17 protein-coding genes and 1 tRNA gene are annotated in these 19,469 nt (G+C 70.2%); 7 read left to right on the top strand and 11 right to left on the bottom strand.

All coding sequences use genetic code 11. The features are described 5' to 3' along the window. Position 1: 1 nt before the first annotated feature. Positions 2 to 802 (bottom strand): TerB family tellurite resistance protein, encoded by an 801-nt coding sequence (locus OV427_RS03210; protein WP_267854638.1) that lies wholly within the window; start codon positions 800 to 802, stop codon positions 2 to 4. A 52-nt stretch (positions 803 to 854) separates the two neighbouring features. Here OV427_RS03210 and folD point away from each other — a divergent pair, with 52 nt between their 5' ends. Beyond that, positions 855 to 1,706 (top strand): bifunctional methylenetetrahydrofolate dehydrogenase/methenyltetrahydrofolate cyclohydrolase FolD, encoded by an 852-nt coding sequence (gene folD / locus OV427_RS03205; protein ID WP_267863347.1) that lies wholly within the window; start codon positions 855 to 857, stop codon positions 1,704 to 1,706. A 34-nt stretch (positions 1,707 to 1,740) separates the two neighbouring features. On the opposite strand, the gene OV427_RS03200 is transcribed toward folD, so the two are convergent. From OV427_RS03200 to OV427_RS03185, 4 genes are all read right to left on the bottom strand, one after another. Beyond that, positions 1,741 to 2,799, bottom strand: coding sequence for a hypothetical protein (locus tag OV427_RS03200; protein WP_267854637.1), 1,059 nt, complete (start codon positions 2,797 to 2,799; stop codon positions 1,741 to 1,743). Positions 2,800 to 2,905: 106 nt separating this feature from the next. After that, entirely contained in the window at positions 2,906 to 4,687 is a 1,782-nt protein-coding gene (locus OV427_RS03195; RefSeq protein WP_267854636.1) for a glycoside hydrolase domain-containing protein, read from the bottom strand. A 160-nt stretch (positions 4,688 to 4,847) separates the two neighbouring features. Then, positions 4,848 to 5,177, bottom strand: a complete 330-nt coding sequence (locus OV427_RS03190; RefSeq protein ID WP_267854635.1) for a hypothetical protein — start codon at positions 5,175 to 5,177, stop codon at positions 4,848 to 4,850. Positions 5,178 to 5,336: 159 nt separating this feature from the next. Beyond that, the gene (locus OV427_RS03185; RefSeq protein WP_267854634.1) at positions 5,337 to 5,600 is read right to left on the bottom strand and encodes a hypothetical protein; all 264 of its coding nucleotides are present in this window, start codon (positions 5,598 to 5,600) and stop codon (positions 5,337 to 5,339) included. Positions 5,601 to 5,767: 167 nt separating this feature from the next. Between OV427_RS03185 and OV427_RS03180 the strand changes: the two genes are divergently transcribed. Beyond that, positions 5,768 to 6,712, top strand: coding sequence for an ADP-ribosylglycohydrolase family protein (locus OV427_RS03180; RefSeq protein ID WP_267854633.1), 945 nt, complete (start codon positions 5,768 to 5,770; stop codon positions 6,710 to 6,712). A 57-nt stretch (positions 6,713 to 6,769) separates the two neighbouring features. Here OV427_RS03180 and OV427_RS03175 read toward each other — a convergent pair whose 3' ends face one another. Then, the gene (locus OV427_RS03175; protein WP_267854632.1) at positions 6,770 to 7,198 is read right to left on the bottom strand and encodes a hypothetical protein; all 429 of its coding nucleotides are present in this window, start codon (positions 7,196 to 7,198) and stop codon (positions 6,770 to 6,772) included. Continuing rightward, positions 7,195 to 8,067, bottom strand: a complete 873-nt coding sequence (gene metF, locus OV427_RS03170) for a methylenetetrahydrofolate reductase [NAD(P)H] (protein ID WP_267854631.1) — start codon at positions 8,065 to 8,067, stop codon at positions 7,195 to 7,197. Before metF ends, OV427_RS03175 begins: the two co-directional genes overlap by 4 nt. Positions 8,068 to 8,163: 96 nt before the next feature. Between metF and gcvT the strand changes: the two genes are divergently transcribed. From gcvT to OV427_RS03150, 4 genes are all read left to right on the top strand, one after another. Further along, positions 8,164 to 9,246 carry a glycine cleavage system aminomethyltransferase GcvT gene (gcvT, locus tag OV427_RS03165; RefSeq protein ID WP_267854630.1) on the top strand — a complete coding sequence of 361 codons (1,083 nt, stop codon included), beginning with the start codon at positions 8,164 to 8,166 and terminating at the stop codon, positions 9,244 to 9,246. 30 nt (positions 9,247 to 9,276) lie between these two features. Further along, positions 9,277 to 9,666, top strand: a complete 390-nt coding sequence (gene gcvH, locus OV427_RS03160) for a glycine cleavage system protein GcvH (RefSeq protein WP_267854629.1) — start codon at positions 9,277 to 9,279, stop codon at positions 9,664 to 9,666. A 79-nt stretch (positions 9,667 to 9,745) separates the two neighbouring features. Then, a complete protein-coding gene (gene gcvP, locus OV427_RS03155) occupies positions 9,746 to 12,652 on the top strand; it encodes an aminomethyl-transferring glycine dehydrogenase (protein WP_267854628.1) in 2,907 nt (968 codons plus the stop codon). Between the two features lie 228 nt (positions 12,653 to 12,880). Further along, positions 12,881 to 13,258 carry a response regulator gene (locus OV427_RS03150; protein WP_267854627.1) on the top strand — a complete coding sequence of 126 codons (378 nt, stop codon included), beginning with the start codon at positions 12,881 to 12,883 and terminating at the stop codon, positions 13,256 to 13,258. A 13-nt stretch (positions 13,259 to 13,271) separates the two neighbouring features. Here the strand turns inward: OV427_RS03150 and OV427_RS03145 are convergent, their stop codons facing one another. The 3 genes from OV427_RS03145 to OV427_RS03135 all read right to left on the bottom strand — a co-directional run bounded on the left by OV427_RS03145 (position 13,272) and on the right by OV427_RS03135 (position 17,457). Beyond that, complete coding sequence (locus tag OV427_RS03145; protein WP_267854626.1) at positions 13,272 to 14,183, bottom strand: cation diffusion facilitator family transporter; 912 nt, start codon at positions 14,181 to 14,183, stop codon at positions 13,272 to 13,274. Positions 14,184 to 14,256: 73 nt separating this feature from the next. Next, the gene (locus OV427_RS03140) at positions 14,257 to 15,498 is read right to left on the bottom strand and encodes an energy transducer TonB (protein ID WP_267854625.1); all 1,242 of its coding nucleotides are present in this window, start codon (positions 15,496 to 15,498) and stop codon (positions 14,257 to 14,259) included. Between the two features lie 120 nt (positions 15,499 to 15,618). Then, positions 15,619 to 17,457, bottom strand: a complete 1,839-nt coding sequence (locus OV427_RS03135) for a SpoIID/LytB domain-containing protein (protein WP_267854624.1) — start codon at positions 17,455 to 17,457, stop codon at positions 15,619 to 15,621. A 152-nt stretch (positions 17,458 to 17,609) separates the two neighbouring features. Here OV427_RS03135 and OV427_RS03130 point away from each other — a divergent pair, with 152 nt between their 5' ends. Next, positions 17,610 to 19,268 carry a right-handed parallel beta-helix repeat-containing protein gene (locus OV427_RS03130; RefSeq protein ID WP_267854623.1) on the top strand — a complete coding sequence of 553 codons (1,659 nt, stop codon included), beginning with the start codon at positions 17,610 to 17,612 and terminating at the stop codon, positions 19,266 to 19,268. Between the two features lie 108 nt (positions 19,269 to 19,376). Here the strand turns inward: OV427_RS03130 and OV427_RS03125 are convergent. Continuing rightward, positions 19,377 to 19,448: transfer RNA gene (locus OV427_RS03125), tRNA-Cys, on the bottom strand. Positions 19,449 to 19,469 lie beyond the last annotated feature (21 nt).

Below are 19,469 nucleotides of genomic sequence, written 5' to 3'. Positions count from 1 at the left end.
GCTACAGTCCGCGCAGTCGTCGAATCTCTTCGTAGGCATCCCGGAGCTCCTGAAAGCGGCGGGAGGCCTGCTCGGCGGCCTGCCTTCCGGCGTGGGCGGCCTTGTCGGGATGGTGCTCGGCGGCGAGCTGACGGAAGGCGCGCTTCACCTCCGTGTCGGTGGCGTCGGGGGTGAGGCCGAGCACGGCGTAGTGGTCGTCGCCGGCGCCCAGGTGCTGAGCAGCGATGGCCTGCTCTTCCTCCTCGGAGATATCCAGGCCCCGGGCCGCGCGGCGCAGCACCTCCCGCTCGGAGCGTTGGAGGGCGCCGTCCACCAGCGCCAGCTCGAAGAGGGCGTCGAGCAACTGGTGGCGCTCGGCGGAAGGCAGCTGCTCCCCGCAGGCCCGCGCGGCGGCATCCAGGTCCGGGGGCCGGGCGAGGAACGCCTTGAGGTGCCCGCGCACGAGCTGGAGGGACTCGGGGCCGTAGCCGAGGACGCTCTCGAAGTAGCGGCGCACCTCGCGCACCTCCTCGCGGCGGACGTCACCGTCGGCGTGGGCCACCTCGATGAAGAGGGCGCAGAGGTCGCGGGTCAGCTCATCGACCGGCGCTTCTTCAGTCCCGGCCTCCTCGAAGGAGCGCGGGTCGGGGGGGACGAAGTCGGAGAGCACCTCTGGCGACCCGGTGAACTGGGAATGCTGCTCGTCGAGACGGTGGCCGACGAGGCCTCCCACGACGGCGAGGAGGACGATGGCGAGCGGGTGTCCGATGAGCAGGCCCACCGCCAGCCCGACAATCGCCCCCAGAACTCTTCCCGCGCCCATGTCCGAGGTTTCGCTCCCTTTCCACCGGGGAGTTTTGCATAGAGTGCGCCGCATTATGGCCCAGTTGATTGATGGCAAGGCAGTGGCGGCGCGGGTGCGGGCGGAGGTGAAGGCGGAGGTGGACCGGCTCAAGGCGGAGCGCGGCCTCACCCCCGGGCTCGCCGTGGTGCGCGTGGGCGAGGACCCCGCGTCCCAGGTCTACGTCGGCGGGAAGAAGAAGGCCGCCGCGGAGGTGGGCTTCAACTCGTGGGAGCACCACCGCGACGCGAGCATCACCCAGGACGAGCTGCTCGCGCTGGTGCGGCAGCTCAACGACGACCCGGCGGTGCACGGCATCCTCGTGCAGCTGCCGCTGCCCAGGCACATCGACGCGGACGTCATCATCTCCGCGGTGAAGCCGGAGAAGGACGCGGACGGCTTCCACCCGATGAACGCCGGCAACCTGCTGCTGGGCCGGCCCGCGACGCGCGCGTGCACGCCCTACGGCATCATGCGGCTGCTGGAGGAGATTGGCTGCGACCCGGCCGGCAAGCGCGCGGTGGTGGTGGGGCGCAGCAACATCGTCGGCAAGCCGATGGCGCTGATGCTGCTCCAGAAGAACGCCACCGTCACCATCGCCCACAGCAAGAGCGACGTGCGCCGCGAGGTGGAGGGCGCGGACATCGTCGTGGTGGCGGTGGGCGTGAAGGAGCTGGTGAAGGGCGAGTGGATCAAGCCCGGCGCGGTGGTCATCGACGTGGGGATGAACCGCCTGCCGGACGGCAAGCTGGTGGGCGACGTGGAGTTCGCGAAGGCCGCCGAGCGCGCCTCGTACATCACCCCCGTGCCGGGCGGCGTGGGGCCGATGACGATTGCCATGCTCATGCGCAACACGCTGGAAGCGGCCGAGCGCGGCGTGAAGTGACGCCCGCGGGCCTTGGGTGAAGCGGCCCGGTGTCCTACCCGCGCAGCCAGCGCTCCAACTGGTTGCGCTTCTTGCCGCGCACGCTGGTGCCCAGGCTCAGCTGGTCGAAGTTCCACCGCGTGCGGAGCCGCTCGGCCGAGGCGGCGAGCCAGGCCGGGAAGGCGGACGGCACGCACGTGCCCAGTCCCAGGTCGTCGCAGTGCACCTTGTCGCTGGTGAAGGACGTGCTTCGCGGGCGCAGGATGTCGGCGGGGTTGGACGCGGACAGGGAGGCGTGGAACCACGTCGCGGAGCGGCTGTCGACGGACAGGTGCACCTGGTGCTGGTAGGCCGGGGCTCCGTCGAACGCGGGCGAGGAGATGTGGACCTGGAACCAGAAGGCGTCGGGCTCGCCGAAGCCCAGTTCCTTCGCGAGGCCGAGCGCGGGTGAGCGGGCCTGCCGCGCCTCGAACAATGCCTTCATGCGCGAGAACAGGTCCTCCATCACCGGCGTGGCGCGCGCGTGCGTGCGCAGGGCCTGGAGCCGGTCCAGTTCCCAGTCCTGCTGCCGCACCGCCCGCTCGATGTGCGGGATGAGCGCGTCGAGCGAGGCCTCCGAGCCGTCGGCGGCGAGCACCGCCAGCAGGTCCAGCGACACCTGCTCGCACGCCACGGCGGCCGTCTGCAGGGCCTGGAGGACGCGCGGCTGGTCCGCCAGCGTCTGGAACTTCGCCCGCTTCTGCTTCGAGCCCCAGGCGTACGTCGTCTCCAGGCCGAGCAGCACCTGCATCGCCTCGTCCCAGTCGGCGGCGAGCACGTCGTCCTTCGCGTCGCGCCGGACGTACTCGCGGATGATGAAGCCGTGGGGCCGCCGGTCGGACTCGAGCAGCGCCAGGCTGGCGCGGATGACGGGCACCGGCAGGCGCCGGCACGTCCGCGCGAAGAGCCAGGTCGGGTGATAGCTGTCGCCGATGAGCCCCACCGCGGCTCGGGCCGCCAGGGCGGGGTCCACGTCGTCCGGGAGCACCTTGAGGACCTCCAGGAGGTTCGAGCGCTCGTGGTACGGAGTCCGGAGGACGGCCTCGATTTCGAGAGGGGTGGGGCGCTTGGGCATGGCCACGTCCTGGCGCGAGCTTCCGACAGCGGCGCCTGCCACGACTCGTACCCCAGGTCTCCGCGAATGGGAACCGAGCCGCGGTGCGAGTGAGGGGGGCAGTGCCTCACCGGGCGCGGAAGCGCCGCCGCGCCAGCGCCCATACGAGCCCGCCCAGGCCCACCGCCAGCGCCGCGCCGGACGAGCCCGTGTCACAGCCGCACCCGCTCGAATCCCCCGGCATCGCCGGGGTCAGCCCGGGGCTCTTCTGGGCCTGGACGAGCTGCTGCGCCCGGCCGATGAGCCGGGCCCGTGCGTTCTCGAAGGCCGCGGGGTCCAGCGACACCTGGTCGGGCGTGGGGACGAGCTCTCGGGCCACCTCGTCGGCGAACGCGGGGTCGCCTCCGTTCGCGACGAGCATGAGCCATTCGTAGTCCTGCACTCCGGCGCGGAGGAGCTTGAGGCGGAGGCTCGGCAGCGGCACGTCGGAACGGCCGCCAATCCTCGCGGTCGTACCCGGGTAGAAGAGCGTCCCATCGCCATTGCCGCCGTAGAAGAGCTGGTCGGTCCACGCGGTCAGCAGGCGCGCGCCGGTGTCGTAATAGGTCTCCCCCGAGGCGCGCAGGAGGAACACCATCCACGGCATGGCGCGGTTGAGGTTGGCCGGGTAGTCCACCATGTACGCGGGCCAGTGCCGCCCGAGCGGAAGGCCTCCAATGCAGCCATGACTGATGCAGCTCTGGTACAGCCACAGCGAGTTGCCGGGCCGCGCGAGGAAGGCGTCGTAGTCCGCCCGTGACGCGTCCGCGTCGTACTGGGGTTCTGTCGGAGTGATTCGCTGGATGAGGACCGACAGGCGGCTGATGAGCCCGTCGAACCCGTTGTCCCGCGCAATCGGCAGCGTGGTGGTCACCATCCGGGGCAGTTCCGGCGCGGAGCGCACGAGCTGCGCGGCGCGGGTGCGCACCTCTTCGAACGAGGTGAAGTGCGGGGGCTCGTCCCCGGTGTAGTCGTACGCGCGCTCGAGCCAGCCCCGGGCGGAGAAGTGGCTCACGAAGGAGGCGAGGGCCTGGTCCTCGAGGGGCCCCAGGTACCGGACGCTCGTCATCCGCGCGCCGCGCAGGCGGGTGGGCGCGGTGCCGTCGAGCAGTGGGGCATAGGCCGCGTCGAAGGCCTCCCACGGCCCCACTTCCGGCTGGGGGACCAGCACGTTGGACAGCGTGAAGCGGTGGTCGAGCGCCAGCCGGGCGTAGCGTGAGAGCAACTCCAGGCGCACGTTGTCGCCTCCGCAGTCCTTGCGTCCGGTGTGCGCCTCGCAGACGAAGTCCGCTCCCAGGCCGAAGGACGTGGAATAGGACGGCGTGCTCGGGAGGGTGAGGTCGACGACGGTGAGCGTCACGGGGACGAAGACGGAGAAGCCTCCCCGGGCCTGGACTTCCACCGAGCCCTCGTAGCGTCCGGAGGGGGCGTCCTCCGGCACGAGCACGTCCACCCAGAGGGCCCGGGCCTCTTTCGCGGGCACGTCGAAGGGGAAGGCGTTGCGCGGCTCTCCGGCGACCTCATCCACCGAGGGGATGAGCGCATCCGGCCACCGGCCCGAGGAGAGGGTGAGGTTCGAAGGGACGGTGATGTTCAGGAAGTCCTGCCGGTAGAGCGTGAGCTGACGGCTCCCGATGGAGATGGGCCCCATGAGCGCATCGAATCGGGCCGTCACTTCCTCCGCGCCGGTGTCTCCGCCGTGAATCACCACCTGGAAGCTCAGGGCTTCGTTGCGTGCGCCGAGCAATTCCACGGGGGCCGCCGCACGAGGCTGCGCGTCCGGGCGCACCTTGACCATGAGGCTCTCGCCGTACACCTGCGGGCCGGCGAGCGCGGACAGTCCCGCCAGCGTCAGGCCCAGCGCCAGCACTCGCGGCCATGACCTCCCGCCTGTTTCCACGCACCACTCCCGTCACCGGTGACAGGGAATGAGATGGGGCGAGGGAGCCCGGACTCCCACCCGTCCTCCGGGGCAGCGGCGCGGAATGAACATTCCTTCCGCTGTCTCGGGCCGCCCGGGAGGGCTCAGCTCACTCGCCGCCACCGCCCATGCTGCCGCCGCCCGTGTACGAGCTGCCACCCGTCGCCGCGCCGCCGCCCATGATGGTGCCACCCGCGCCCGAGCCATGCGTGCCGGACCCGTGAGTGCCGAGGGAACCGGCCGTGCCCGAGCCGCCCCTTCGTTTGTCACTCGTGCCGGAGCCATGCCCCGTATTCGCGGTGGCTCCGCCGCCTTCCGCGGTCGTGGCGCGCGTGCTGCCCGTCTCCTGGGCCTTCTCCTTCGCGCATCCACCACTCCAAAGCGAGACGGACACCAGGGCTCCCACCAGCACGGCACCCCCGCGGGTCTTCGTCGTCATGCCGGTCCGCCTCCCGACCCCACGCGGGTCCGCCCAACGGTGGGCAGGCATGCACGGGGCGGGTATCGCTCCCGGGTTCGGGCGTCCCGCCGCGCGCTGACAGAACTGCGTGACGCAGGGGCAGTGCCGCTCCGTCCGCTTCAGGACGCGGGGATGCCGCTACTGCTCACAGCGACCCGGACAGGGACAGGTGATGCACGTTTGTTTCTCGCAGTGCCCCTCGGAGCAGTCCGAGTCGCTCTCGCACCCGGCGATGCAGTGCGCGTCTTCGTTCGCGCAGCCGAGGCACGCGAAGTCAATCGCGCACTGGGCACTGGACTGACAGACGGCCCCCTCGGGGACGCTGGAGTTGTCGCGGGTCCGGGAACCACCACAGCCGGCAATCAGTCCCACGGAGAGCGCGAGGAGCATGAAGGTTCGCATGGGCCCATCCTGTTTCATGTCGCATGCCACGGACTGCTCCGAGGGAGACACTTCCCGACCGCACCCGGGAAACTGACACCCGCGGCCGGGAGGCTCAGATATTCGAGGGCCGCGCTGCTAGGTTTCGGACGCGGGTCCCCGACAGCGGGGAAGGGGAGGGAGCAGTCATGCCGACGCGCGAGGAGCGAATCTCAGGTGGGGTGTACGGGTTGCTGATTGGCGACGCGCTCGGAGTGCCCTACGAGTTCCATTCGCCGCAGCAGCTTCCCGCCGCCGAGGCCATCGACTTCGAGCCTCCCGCCGGCTTCGAGCGCTCGCATGACGGCGTGCCGCCGGGCACCTGGTCCGATGATGGCGCGCATGCGCTGTGCCTGCTGGACTCGCTGCTGTACCACGGCCACCTGGACCTGGAGGACCTCGGGCGGCGGCTGGTGAACTGGTACGAGTGGGGCTACCTCGCCGTGGACGGCAAGGTGTTCGACGTGGGCATCCAGACGAGCACTGCGCTGGCGCACTTCCGCGCCGGAACGCCCGCGTTGATGTCCGGGCCGAAGGGGGAGCGGGACAACGGCAACGGCTCGCTGATGCGCGTGCTGCCGATGGCGCTCTGGCACCAGGGCGATGACGCGAAGCTCGCCTCGGACGCGATGGCGCAGTCGCGGGTGACGCATGGACACATGCGCTCGCAGGCGTGCTGCGCGGTGTATTGCCTGTGGGCCCGCCGCATCCTGGAAGGCGCCGTGGACCCCTGGGCGGACGCGCTGGCCACCTTCCGGGCGTTGTACCCGGAGGGCCTCGAGGCCCGCACGGAGCTGGACACGTACATCGCGCGGCCGGATGCGGAGGACACACCGGGCAATGGCACCGGGTACGTGGTGGACTGCCTGCGCTCGGCGCGGCAGTGCGTGGCGGCGGGGCGCGACTACGAGGGCGTGGTGAAGGCGGCCATCCGGTTGGGGCACGACACGGACACCACGGCGGCGGTGGCCGGCGGAATCGCCGGGCTCATCCATGGCGTGCAGGGCATTCCCGAGCGGTGGCGCTCGGCGCTACGTGGGCAGGAGCTGGTCGAGCCGCTGGTGAAGAAGCTGCTGGCCCACGTGCGCCCCTGAGCGCCGCGCTGCCCACGCGGGTGATCAGGCAGCGCAAGGTCCTCACTGCGCGCGGCTTCAGTTCCGGAAGGCCTCGCGCACGCCCTCGCGGCGCAGCGTGAAGAGCATCCACACGGCCACCGGCACGCTGATGAAGCACGCCGGCAGCGAGGGGAAGAGGGCGGTGATGGCGCCCACCGTGGCCAGTCCGTAGCCCTTGAGCTGCATCGCGCTCAGCGCCGCCCAGACGGCGAGCGAGCCGCACAGGATGGCCGCCGTCACCTGGAGGACGAAGAACCACGACAGCTCGAAGACGCCACCGGCCTGCGCCGCCTCGGGGGGCGCGAAGGGCGAGGGAATCTTGAAGACGAACAGCACGACTTGAAGGACGTTGAACAGGATGGACAGCGAGCCCGCGCACAAGAGGAAGAACGCGGGCGGCCGGATGATGTTCAGGATCTTGATGCGCGGGTCATCCGGGGGGAGCTGGATTCCAGGACCACTCATGAACGGGCTCTCAGGGCGCTCACGATCATCCGCGTCGCCGGGGACTTGTTGAGCGTGTAGAAGTGGATGCCGGGCACGCCGCGCGAGAGCAACTCCATGCACTGCACCGTCGCGTGCGCCACGCCGAGCTGCACCAGCGCGTCCGGCTGGTCCTTCACCCGCTCCAGTTGCAGCGCCAGCCGCATGGGCACGGTGGCTCCGCACATGCGCGTGAAGCGCTGGAGCTGCTCGTAGTTCGTAATCGGCATGATGCCGGGGACGATGGGGACGTTGATGCCCGCGCGCCGTGCCCGCTCCACGAAGTCGAAGAAGAAGGCGTTGTCGAAGAAGAGCTGCGTCACCACGAAGTCCAGCCCCGCGTCGACCTTCTCCTTCAGATGACGCAGGTCGTCGTCACGGGACACCGTCTCGACGTGGCCCTCCGGATAACACGCCCCTCCGAGGCAGAAGTTGAAATCCTCTTCTCGGATGAATCGCACCAGCTCCGACGCGAACTGGAACCCGCCCGCGGACGGCACGAAGGACTTCTCGCCCTGCGGCGGGTCTCCGCGCAGCACCAGCAGGTTGTCCAGCTTCGCCTCCGCCAGCCGCTTGAGCAGCTCGCGCAATTCGTCCCGCGTGTGGCCCACGCACGTCAGGTGCGCCATGGCCTCGATGCCCGTCTCCTTCTTGATGCGGGTGACGAGCTCCACCGTCCTGTCCCGCGTGCTCCCGCCCGCCCCGTAGGTGACGGACACGAAGCCGGGCTGCAAGGGGGCCAGGTCCTCGAGCGCCTTGAGGAGGTTGGCCACGCCCTCGTCCGTCTTCGGCGGGAAGAACTCGAAGGAGAAGCAGGGGTTGGATGGATTCAACCGATTACGAATCTTCATGTCGGCCCCAGTGTAGACGTTCCCCGTCGGCCTTGATTGGCGAAGTCTCGCGGCTATAGTCCGCGCCGTTTTCCACACCCCCTCCAGGAGAGATTGATGGCCCGGCGTACGCCCCTCAACGAGGCCCACCGCAAGTTGGGTGCCCGGATGGTCGACTTCGTGGGTTGGGACATGCCGGTCCAGTACTCGTCTGTCATCGGCGAGCATGAAGCCGTGCGCACCGCCGTCGGCCTGTTCGACGTCTCCCACATGGGCGAGGTGGAGTTCTCCGGCCCCGGCGCCCTGGAGACGGTCAACGCCCTCATCTCCAACGACCTCGCCCGCATCTCCGACGGCCAGGCGGTCTACGCGGGCCTGCTCGACGAGAAGGGCACCTTCGTCGACGACATCGTCGTCTACCGCTTCAGCCCCGAGAGCATCTTCATCTGCGTCAACTCCAGCAACCGCGAGAAGGACTTCGCCTGGATGAAGGAGCACGCCAGGGGTGTGAAGCCCGTGGACCGCGGGGACGACTTCGCGCAGATCGCCGTGCAGGGCCCGAAGGCCGCCGGCCTGGTCCAGCGCCTGACGAAGACGGACACCTCCAAGATTGGCACCTACCGCTTCGCCGAGGGCGAGGTGGCGGGGGTGAAGAGCGTCCTGTCCCGCACCGGCTACACGGGTGAGGACGGGTTCGAGCTGTACTGCGCGCCGGATGACGCGGTGAAGCTCTGGGACGCGCTGCTCACCGAAGGCCAGCAGGACGGCGTGAAGCCGTGCGGCCTGGGCGCGCGCGACAGCCTGCGCACGGAGATGAAGTACGCGCTCTACGGCAACGACATCGACGACAAGCACACCGCGCTCGAGGCGGGCCTGGGCTGGATCGTGAAGCTCGACAAGGCCACCTTCATTGGCAAGGACGCGCTGGTGGCGCAGAAGGCCGCGGGCGTGAAGCGCAAGCTGGTGGGCTTCGAAGTCACGGGCAGCGGCATCCCCCGCCACGGCTACGCCATCCACAAGGACGGCAAGCCGGTGGGCGAGGTGACGAGCGGCACCATGGGCCCGTCCGTGAAGAAGGCCATCGGCATCGGCTACGTGCCCACCGAGCTCTCCGCGGAGGGCTCCACCTTCGACGTGGACATCCGCGGCCGCGCCGTGCCCGCCGTGGTGGTCAAGACGCCGTTCTACAAGAAGCCCTGAAACCTCCAGCCCCGTTTGAGGAGCAACGACATGGCCGATACGATTCCCGGCGACCTGAAGTACACCAAGGAGCACGAGTGGGCCCGCGTCCAGGGCAAGGTGGTGGTGGTGGGTGTCACCGCGCACGCCCAGGAGTCGCTGGGTGACGTGGTGTACGTGGAGCTGCCCAAGCTGGGCGCCACCATCACCGAGGGCAAGCAGTTCGGCGTCATCGAGTCCACCAAGGCGGTGTCGGAGCTGTACTCGCCGGTGTCGGGCACGGTGGTGAAGGTGAACGACGCCCTGGCGGACAACCCCTCCACCGTGAACACGGACCCCTACGGGGCGGGTTGGATTGTCGAGGTCGAGCTGTCGGACCCCAAGCAGGTGGACGCGCTCATGGACGCCACCGCGTACGGCAACCTGCTCAAGAGCGCGTAGCACGGAAACGCCGCCCCTTCGCTGTTAGTGACGGTCCTCGATTTTTTCGACTCACGACTCGCACGCGAGCCCGACTGCCATGTCCTTGAATTGGAAGTACCAGGAGTCGTTCGCCGGCCGTCACAACGGACCGGACGAGCATGAGCTGAAGCAGATGCTGTCCGCGCTGGGCGTCACCTCGCTGGATGCGTTCATCGAGCAGGCCGTCCCCCCGGCCATCCGCTCCAAGGAGCCGCTCAAGCTCGCGCCCGCGCGCGGTGAGCACGAGCTGCTCGCGCAGCTGGAGGCGATTGCGGCGAAGAACCAGGTGTTCCGCTCGTACATCGGGATGGGCTACAGCGACACCCACACCCCGAACGTCATCCTCCGGAACATCTTCCAGAACCCGGGCTGGTACACGCAGTACACGCCGTACCAGGCGGAGATTGCCCAGGGCCGGCTGGAGGCGCTGCTCAACTTCCAGACGCTCATCATGGACCTGACGGGCCTGGAGGTCGCCAACGCCTCGCTGCTCGACGAGGGCACCGCCGCCGCCGAGGCCATGGCGCTGGCCGTGCACCAGAAGGGTGACGGGCAGGGCATCGCCTTCTTCGTGTCCGAGGGCTGCCACCCGCAGACGGTGGACGTGGTGCGCACCCGCGCCGAGCCGCTGGGCGTGGAGATTGTCGTCGGCGACCACCGCACGGTGGACCTGGGCTCGAAGAAGTTCGTGGGCGCGCTGGTGCAGTACCCGGCCACCGACGGCGTCGTGCACGACTACCGCGCCTTCGCGGACAAGGTGCACGCGGCGGGCGGCCTGCTCGTCGTCGCCGCGGACCTGCTCAGCCTCACGCTGCTGACGCCCCCGGGCGAGTTCGGCGCGGACGTGGCGGTGGGCAGCGCCCAGCGCTTCGGCGTCCCCATGGGCTACGGCGGTCCGCACGCGGGCTACTTCGCCACGAAGAACGCGTACACCCGCGTGATGCCGGGCCGCATCATCGGCGTGTCCGAGGACGCGCAGGGCCGCCGCGCGCTGCGCATGGCGCTGCAGACGCGCGAGCAGCACATCCGCCGCGAGAAGGCCACTAGCAACATCTGCACCGCGCAGGTGCTGCTGGCCGTCATCGCCAGCATGTACGCCGTCTACCACGGGCCCAAGGGCCTGAAGGCCATCGCCGAGCGCGTGCACGGCCTCACCGTGGTGCTGGCGCGCGGCCTGACGAAGCTGGGCCTCAAGGTGAAGCACGAGCAGTACTTCGACACGCTGCGCGTGGAGATGACGTCCGCGCACGTGCGCGCGGTGCTCGCCGCCGCCGAGTCGGCGCGGATGAACTTCCGCCGCATCGACGAGAAGACGCTGGGCGTGTCGCTCGACGAGACGACGCGGCCCGCGGACGTGGAGTCCATCCTCGCGGCCTTCGCCACCGGCGCGGGCAAGGCCACCGCCCCGTCGCTGGAGGAGCTGGGCGGCAGCGTGGAGTCCCCGGTGGAGCCGGCCCTGCGCCGCACCAGCGAGTACCTCACGCACTCGGTCTTCAACAGCTACCACTCCGAGACGGAGATGCTGCGCTACATCCGGCGGCTCGAGGCGAAGGACCTGTCCCTCACGCACTCGATGATTCCGCTGGGCAGCTGCACCATGAAGCTCAACGCCACCGCGGAGATGATTCCGGTGACGTGGCCGCAGTTCGGCAAGCTGCACCCGTTCGCCCCCACCTCGCAGGCGGCCGGCTACAAGGTCATCTTCGAGCAGTTGGAGCACATGCTCACGCAGGTGACGGGCTTCGCCGGGTGCTCGCTGCAGCCCAACGCCGGCAGCCAGGGTGAGTACGCGGGCCTGCTCGTCATCCGCGCGTACCACCAGAGCCGCGGCCAGGCGCACCGCGACGTGTGCCTCATTCCGTCCTCCGCGCACGGAACCAACCCGGCCTCCGCGGTGATGGCGGGCTACAAGGTCGTCGTCACCAAGTGCGACGAGGACGGCAACATCGACCTCGCGGACCTGCGCGCCAGGGCGGACGAGCACAAGGACAAGCTCGCGGCGCTGATGGTGACGTACCCGTCCACGCACGGCGTGTTCGAGGAGGACATCAAGGAGATCTGCTCCATCGTCCACGAGCGTGGCGGCCAGGTGTACATGGACGGCGCCAACCTCAACGCCCAGGTGGGGCTCACCGCTCCGGGCCTCGTCGGCGCGGACGTCTGCCACATCAACCTGCACAAGACGTTCTGCATCCCCCACGGCGGTGGCGGCCCGGGCATGGGCCCCATCTGCGTGGCGAGCCACCTGGTGAAGTTCCTCCCCGGCCACCCCGTCATCCAGACGGGCGGCGCGGAGGCCATCGGCGCCATCTCCGCCGCGCCGTGGGGCAGCGCCAGCATCCTGCTCATCTCGTGGATGTACGCCACCATGATGGGCGGCGAGGGCCTCACCCAGGCCACCAAGCTGGCCATCCTCAACGCCAACTACATCGCCGAGCGGCTCCAGCCGCACTACCCGGTGCTGTACCGCGGCAAGCGCGGCAAGGTGGCGCACGAGTGCATCGTCGACCTGCGCCAGCTCAAGAAGACCTCCGGCGTGGAGGTGGAGGACGTGGCCAAGCGGCTGATGGACTACGGCTTCCACGCGCCCACCGTGTCCTTCCCGGTGGCGGGCACGCTGATGATTGAGCCCACGGAGAGCGAGTCCAAGGCGGAGCTGGACCGCTTCTGCGACGCGATGATCCACATCCGCCAGGAGATTCGCGACATCGAGGAGGGGCGCATGCCGAAGGACAACAACGTCCTGAAGAACGCCCCCCACACCGCGCGCGTCCTCACCGCCCCGGAGTGGAACCGTCCCTACTCGCGCGAGCTGGCCGTCTTCCCCGTGGCCTGGGTGCGCGAGAACAAGTTCTGGCCGTCCGTGGGCCGCCTGAACAACGTGCTCGGTGACCGCAAGCTGGTGTGCTCGTGCCCGCCCATCGAGGACTACATGACGGCGGAGCCGACGGCCGCGGTGGCCTGACGCCTCGCACGGCGTCCCTGTGATGTACCCGGGCCGTCTCCCTTCGCGGGGAGGCGGCCCTCGTCTTTTCCGGCCCCCGTCATGTCGCTGGCCTGCCTGCCTCGCGGCCGGACCGACAACGGACCGGCCTCACGCCTGCGCGACGGGCGGCATGCGAGGGGTGCTCGGGCGAATGCTCATCGTCTGCTGGGTGACAGACACCCGCAGCTCCCGAGGGAGGAAGCCGCGATGAGCCGCATCCTCGTCGTGGAGGACGAAGACATCCTCGCAGCCACCCTGTGCGAGGTCCTGCAGGACGAGGGCTACGAAGCCCTGTCCGCCTGCAACGGCCAGGACGCGCTGCGGTTGCTGGCGGAGAAGAGCCCGGACCTCGTGCTCCTGGACATGATGATGCCGCTGATGGACGGCACCGCCTTCCTCACGGCCAAGGCTCTGGACGCGACGATTCAACACGTCCCGGTGGTGGTGATGACCTCCGCGACGCGCGCGGTGCTCCAGGGACACGGCGTGGCGGGCTTCCTCGCCAAGCCCTTCAAGCTGGAGACGCTGCTCGACGTCGTCTCCGGCGCGCTCGACAAGGGCGGGGCGCGAGGAAGGGGAGGGTGAGGTCCGGACAAACCTACGCGCGGGACGGCGTGGCGCTCGCGGGCTCGACATGGACGACCACGTCCACCACCTGCGGGTAGGCGTCCTGCAACAGCGTCTCCACCTGGTCCGCCACCTCATGGGCCTGGGCGGTGGTCAGGAGCGGGTCCACCTCAATCTTGAGGTCCACGTAGACGCTCTCCTCCATGCCGCGGCTGCGCACGTTGCGGCAGGAGCGCACGCCCGTCACCCCCAGGGTCCGCCGCGCCACGTCCGCCGGGTCCAGGCGCGCGGTGTCGGAGAGGATGCCCACCGAGTGCCGGACGATGCCGTACGCCACCCACGCCACGAAGACCATGACGCCCAGGGCAATCAGCCCGTCCGCGCGCGGGTAACCCAGCCACACCAGCAACAGGGATGCGAGGACGGCAAGGGTGACGTAGACGTCGGACATCGTGTGGCTCGCGTCCGCCAGCAGCAGGGAGCTCTTGTACTTGTGCCCGTAGTGCCGCTCCACCCGCGTCACCACCATGTTCACCACGAGGGTGAAGGCCATGACGCCCGCCATCGTCGCCGTCACCTCCGGGTGCTTGTCGTGCAGCAGCGAGTCGAGCGCCATGCGCCCCAGCTCCAGCATGCCGATGCCAATCATGGCGCCGATGCCCAGCGACGCGAGCGCCTCGAACTTGCCGTGCCCGTAGGGGTGGTCCTCGTCCGCCGGGCGCGACGCGACGCCCATGGCCACGAGACCCAGCACGTTGGAGCCGCCGTCGATGAAGGAGTGCAGCCCGTCCGCCGTCACCGACGCGGACTGGCTGAGCAGGCCGAAGCCGAGCTTGGCGGCGGCCACCACCCAGTTGGCCCCCAGGATGGCGAGCAGGACGAGGCGGACCTTCCGGTTGCGCTGCTGCTGAAGAACGCTGCGGTCGACGGGGGACGTTTCCACGACGCGGCAGGGTAGTGGGAAGCCCGTCCGGCCGCGAGAACTCGTGAGGCCGGATGCTCACCCGTGCCCGGCTTCAGTTCGGCCCGCGGAACAGCCGCATGCGCGGGCCGCCGCCCATCTCCATGAAGAAGCCGAACTGGAACTTCACCTCCGCGTCCTGGCTCAAGAGGCCCGGCGGCGGGTTGGGGAAGGGCTGCGCGCGCTTGAAGGAGGACACGGCCTCCAGGTCCAGGAAGTCCAGGCCGCTGCTCTTCTCCACCTGGACGTCCTTCAGCTGGCCCTTCTCGTCGAGCGTAATCGTCAGCAGCGTGTAGCGGTCCTTCCCGGAGAAGGTGGCCCCGGTGGGGTCTCTGCGGCGCATCTGCTCGTTGGGGTTCCAGTGCATGCCCACGCTCTGCTTCACGCGGTTGAAGAAGCTGGCGTACTTCCACTCGCGCGTGTTGAGCATGGTGGCGTCGCCCTCGTCCGCGTCGTCCAGGTGGTCATTGGGGGCGGCGCCCAGCACCTTGTCCATGACGGCGCGCGAGGGCTGCAGCGCGGCCATGCCCGGCGCGCCCGCGCGCCCGGCCGAGCCCTCCTCTTCGCCTCCCACGCCCGGCTGGATTTTCAGGCGCTTCGAGTTGCCCACCATCTCGTCGCTCTCGTTCTGGTTGTTCACCACGACGCCCGGCCCCCGCGTGTTGGGGTCCGTCTTCACGGCCACCTCGTTCTTGCGGCGCGCGTCGGGAAGCTCGAGGGCGGACTTCTGGCGGGCCTCGGCCGCGGGCTTCTCGTCGTTGCCCAGGCCGTTGTTGCCGGCGATGCGCGGCGCCTGCTCCTGCCGGGCGTCCGTGCCGTCCTGGGACTGCGGCGCCGTCCGCTGCGGCATGGCGTTGCGGTAGAAGGGCGTCTGCTCCCGGGCGCGCGTCTCCTTGTCCACCTGGTTGTCGCTCTCGGCGAGGTACTTCGCGTTCGGGTCCACCTTGTCGTTGCCCGGCGCGACGTCCACCACCTGGCCCTTGGGTTTGTCCTCGGGCTTCTTCTCCTCTTCCTTCTTCTCCTTGACGCGGCGGGGCTCGGACATCTGCGACTTCGAGCGCGGGTCCACGGGCCCCCGGTTCTTCGCCCACTGCTCGGCGGTGAGCGGGCGGACGGCCACGGAGGTGGGCTTCGCGGGCCGCTTGTCCCGGGAGGGCGCGAGGCTGCCCGTGAGCAGCACGGCCCCCAGGTAGGCGCCGTGCAGCAGCAGGGCGAGCACCACCGCGGCGACGACGCGCCACGAGGAGCCCTGCCGCCGGCGGCGGCGCCAGTCTGTAGGAGAAGAACCCGTGCTCACGGCGCGATGATAAACCTCCGGGCCGGCGATCTAGTCCCGTCCCGTTCGCGGCAGAACAGGCGGGCAGGGGAGGAGATTCGCGAGACGTGCACTGGTACGCATGAGCAGCCCCCTCCGGTCTCAATAAATGGGGGCCACCTCGGCGCCGTTGAAGTAGTGACGGAGGATGTCCTGGTAGCGCTGCCCGGCCTCCGCCCGGCCGATGGCGCCTGTCTGGCACATCCCTACCCCGTGGCCCCACCCGCCGCCACGGAAAAGCCAGCCGGTAATCTGGCCCTCGACGTCCCGCTCGGCCTCCACCACCGCCATGCTGCTGTTGAGCATCCCGAAGAGGCGGCGGATGTTCAGTTCACCCCGAATCTGCGTGGCCCCCTGGTCCCCGGACAGCGTCAGCACCCGGGCCCGTCCGGACACCCCGCGCTCGGAGAAGGCCAGGGCCTGCACCCGGCCGATGCCCAGGTGGCGGGTGAGGGCGTTCACCTGCTCGGCCGTGAAGCGCTTCTCCCACCGGAACTTGCTGGGCTGCGCGAAGCTGGACAGCCGGCAGGCGGCAGGCAGGTCGGTGGCCGCGAGCCATTCCTCCAGGTGCGCGGGGAGCGGGTAGCGGCCCGCCGAGGGCAGCACGTCCGGGCGCCCGCGCAGGCTGGGGTCCGGCGGGCCGCCCCACACCACGTCGTTGTCCTCCGTGTGGCCGCCGCACACGGCGCTGTAGACGGAGTCCACCAGTCGCCCGTCCTGGCTGAAGAGCCCCTCGCCCCGGGTGGCCTCCACGGCGGCGGTGGTGCTGGCCACCTCGCCGGTGCGCCCCCGGTACACCGCGCAGTGCTGCTCCGAGCAGAGGAGGTACGGGTCCGCCAGGTGTTTGATGCCCACCTTGGCCAGCAGCTCGCCCCGGGCGGTGACGGCCTGCGCCTTGAGCGCCTCCGGGTGGGCGCGCGCGAAGATTTCGGACGGCACCAGCCCCTTCAGCAGGTCCTCCAGGGGCACCACGTTCACCACCGCCAGCTTGCCGGCGCGGTCCACCACCAGCTGGAGGGCGCCCCGGAAGGTGCGGTCCTCGAAGCCGTGGAAGTCGTAGCCCACGCCGTACTCCACCTGCCGCACGTCGAAGCCCGCGCCATCCGGCGTCTCCGCGTCCAGCCGGTCCTGCGCCAGCCCCACCACCACGCCGGACTCGTCGCGCAGCTCGAGGATGGCGCTCGCGGGCGTGCGCACCTCCTCGAAGAGCGTGGTCCTCACGCCGTACTCGCGCAGCAGCGAGGCCTGCTTGCGGCTCGCGGCGTCGGGGGGGAGTGCTTCGTCCACCAGGAGCAGGTAGCGCCGGTTGTCGATGACCTTGCCGGCGATGCCGTACACCGCGCCCAGCACGTGCGCGCGCACGGCGATTCCGCGCGCGCGCCACTGCTCCTGGGCCGCGTTCAGCCCCTCGCGGTCGGCGATGCGGAACTCGCCCAGTTGCACGCGTGCGGTGAGCACCGCCGGCTCTCCCTGCGTCACGCGCACCGACCAGCGCGTGCCGGCCGCCGCGTCCAGCACCTTGTCGTCGGGCCCGCCGAAGCGCAGCCGCATGCGGCCCCGCGAGGAGAACGTCACCTCGCGCCGGCCCTCCATCAGCCGGATGGGGATGCGCGGCTCGCCGCCGCGGAAATCGAGCCGCTTGAGGTCTCCCGGCCCGGGGATGCCCTGCGCCAGCGGGTCTTCCAGTCCCGGGAGACCCGGGCCCGCGTCGGCGCCGCCATCGGAGGCTCCGGCGAGGGGAGGGCGGGCGTCCGCGCCTCCGTCGGAGTCTTCGAGGGCGCCAGCGTCGGGAGGGCGGGCGTCCGCGGAGGCCGCGCCTCCGTCCGGAGGAGCGCCCGCCTGTCCGCTCGAGGGGGAGGGAACGCGGCCGGACGCGGGCTTCGGGGCCGCGCACGCGGAGAGCAGGAGGGCGGCAAGGAGCAGCGGGACGGCGAGTCGCACGGAGGGCGCCACCGTAGTCGCGGCCCCGTGGGCTGTCACGGCCGGACGCCCGCCGGGGCGCCTGGATTGCCTCCACTTGGGGTGAATACAACGCATCGGCTCCCGCGTTGCCCCTGCTCATGCGAAATCGACGAGGCAACTGCTTGAAGCGGATGAAGACCCCGACGGCCGCCCTGGCCGCGAGCCTGCTCATGCTCGGCGCGACTGCCCACGCCGACGGCGGGCTGTTCCCCATTCCCGGGTTCCCCGGCGCTCCGTCGGCGCCCGCGCCGACGCCCGCTCCCGCCCCCACGGAGCCCGGCACGCCCGCCACCCCTGGCGCGCCCACGACTCCCGGCATGGAGCCGCCCCTGGGCGTGCAGCCGGTGCCGAACACGCCGGTGGAGTCCCTGCCCGAGCACGCGGACCATGCGAACATCGCCGAGCCGGGCCCCCAGCCGGGCGTCTCGGCCGCTGCGCTGATGCCCGCCGTGACTCCCACGTTCTCCCGTGAGTGGGTGGTGAGCCCGTCCGGCAACGACGCCGGCGACGGCAGCGCCGCGCAGCCCTTCCGCACCATCGCCAGGGCCATCACCCAGGCCAACCCCGGCGAGGTCATCCGCGTGCTCGCGGGCGACTACAACGAGCGCATCGTCCTCGGAGACAACGCCAAGGCGGGCACCCCGGAGGCGAAGATTACGCTCCAGGGCGAGGGCCGCCCGCACATCATCCCCGGCAACGGCGGAGGCGCGCTCGTGCAGGTGCGCCGCCCCAACTGGGTCATCGACGGCTTCGACCTGGACGTCCAGGGCCAGGCCTTCTTCGCCGTCACCTTCGAGGGCAACGTGCAGGGCTCGGTGCTGGCCAACTCGGAGCTGCACCATGGCGGCGGCGGGGCCGGCGTGACGACCTATGGCAACGCCACCGGCGCCACCATCGAGAACAACCACATCCACGACTTCGTGCGGAACACCGGCAACAAGGACTCGCACGGCGTGGTGGTGCAGCCGACGTCGCACGACATCACCGTGCGCAACAACGACATCCACGACAACTCGGGTGACTCCGTGCAGTGCCTGGGGCCCGAGGGCTTCAGCTCGCTGCCCCCCGCGGATGGCCTGGTGGTGGAGAACAACCACTTCTACGCCAACCGGGAGAACGCGGTGGACATCAAGACGTGCCACAACGTCGTCATCCGCAACAACCGCATGCACCAGTTCCGCCCGACGTCCACGGCGAAGGGGGACGTGGTGGTGGTGCACTACTCCGCGCGCAACGTGACGGTGGAGGACAACGAAATCTACGACTCCGCCAAGGGCATCTCCGTGGGCGGCAACCACGAGGGCCCCGTGCCCACCGGCATCGTCGTCCGGCGCAACCGCGTGCACGACATCTCCAACGTCGGCGGCGGTGAGGGCACCGGCATCCGTCTGGAGAACTCCAGCGGCACGGTGGTGGTCAACAACACGATTGCGCGCGTGTCCACGGCGCTCATCATCGGCCACGGCACCGGCGGGCCCACGCAGGCCCCGGTGGTGCAGAACAACATCGTGGACACCGCGCCCCTCGCGGTGGACCTCGGCGGTCAGGCCCCGGGCATGAAGATGGGGGCCAACCTCTTCCCGGCCGGCGCGCAGTTCAAGCAGAACGGAGCGCTCCAGGGGCTGGAGCAGTTCAAGGCCGCCGCCGGCGACACCACCTCCACCGCCGCCTCGCCGGACCTCGGCGAGGCCTTCGCCCCGGGCGTCGCGGCGGTGGACCGCGGCGCCGACGTGGGCCTGCCCTTCTGCGGCGCGAGCCCGGACATCGGCGCGGTGGAAATGGGCTGCTGACGGCGGCCCGCCCGGCTCACCTGCGAGGGAGCCGGGCCGCGGACTTCAGCGGTGGAAAATGACGAGGCCCGATGCGGAAGCGACTTCCGCATCGGGCCTTTGTCTTTGAGGCGCCACCCGGATTCGAACCGGGGAATGAAGGTTTTGCAGACCTTTGCCTTACCACTTGGCTATGGCGCCGAGAGGATGGGGTCGGCTTTA

Source organism: Pyxidicoccus sp. MSG2 (genome assembly GCF_026626705.1).
GTDB lineage: Bacteria > Myxococcota > Myxococcia > Myxococcales > Myxococcaceae > Myxococcus.
The sequence above is the reverse complement of the archived record's forward strand: the minus strand, read 5'-3'. Positions and strand labels throughout refer to the sequence as shown.

Coding starts and splice junctions, on each gene's coding strand:
- OV427_RS03175 (WP_267854632.1), bottom strand. CDS start 7,198: ATGAGTGGTCCTGGAATCCAGCTCCCCCCGGATGACCCGCGCATCAAG.
- OV427_RS03185 (WP_267854634.1), bottom strand. CDS start 5,600: ATGCGAACCTTCATGCTCCTCGCGCTCTCCGTGGGACTGATTGCCGGC.
- OV427_RS03130 (WP_267854623.1), top strand. CDS start 17,610: ATGAAGACCCCGACGGCCGCCCTGGCCGCGAGCCTGCTCATGCTCGGC.
- OV427_RS03210 (WP_267854638.1), bottom strand. CDS start 802: ATGGGCGCGGGAAGAGTTCTGGGGGCGATTGTCGGGCTGGCGGTGGGC.
- OV427_RS03180 (WP_267854633.1), top strand. CDS start 5,768: ATGCCGACGCGCGAGGAGCGAATCTCAGGTGGGGTGTACGGGTTGCTG.
- OV427_RS03150 (WP_267854627.1), top strand. CDS start 12,881: ATGAGCCGCATCCTCGTCGTGGAGGACGAAGACATCCTCGCAGCCACC.
- OV427_RS03190 (WP_267854635.1), bottom strand. CDS start 5,177: ATGACGACGAAGACCCGCGGGGGTGCCGTGCTGGTGGGAGCCCTGGTG.
- gcvH (WP_267854629.1), top strand. CDS start 9,277: ATGGCCGATACGATTCCCGGCGACCTGAAGTACACCAAGGAGCACGAG.
- gcvT (WP_267854630.1), top strand. CDS start 8,164: ATGGCCCGGCGTACGCCCCTCAACGAGGCCCACCGCAAGTTGGGTGCC.
- OV427_RS03200 (WP_267854637.1), bottom strand. CDS start 2,799: ATGCCCAAGCGCCCCACCCCTCTCGAAATCGAGGCCGTCCTCCGGACT.
- metF (WP_267854631.1), bottom strand. CDS start 8,067: ATGAAGATTCGTAATCGGTTGAATCCATCCAACCCCTGCTTCTCCTTC.
- gcvP (WP_267854628.1), top strand. CDS start 9,746: ATGTCCTTGAATTGGAAGTACCAGGAGTCGTTCGCCGGCCGTCACAAC.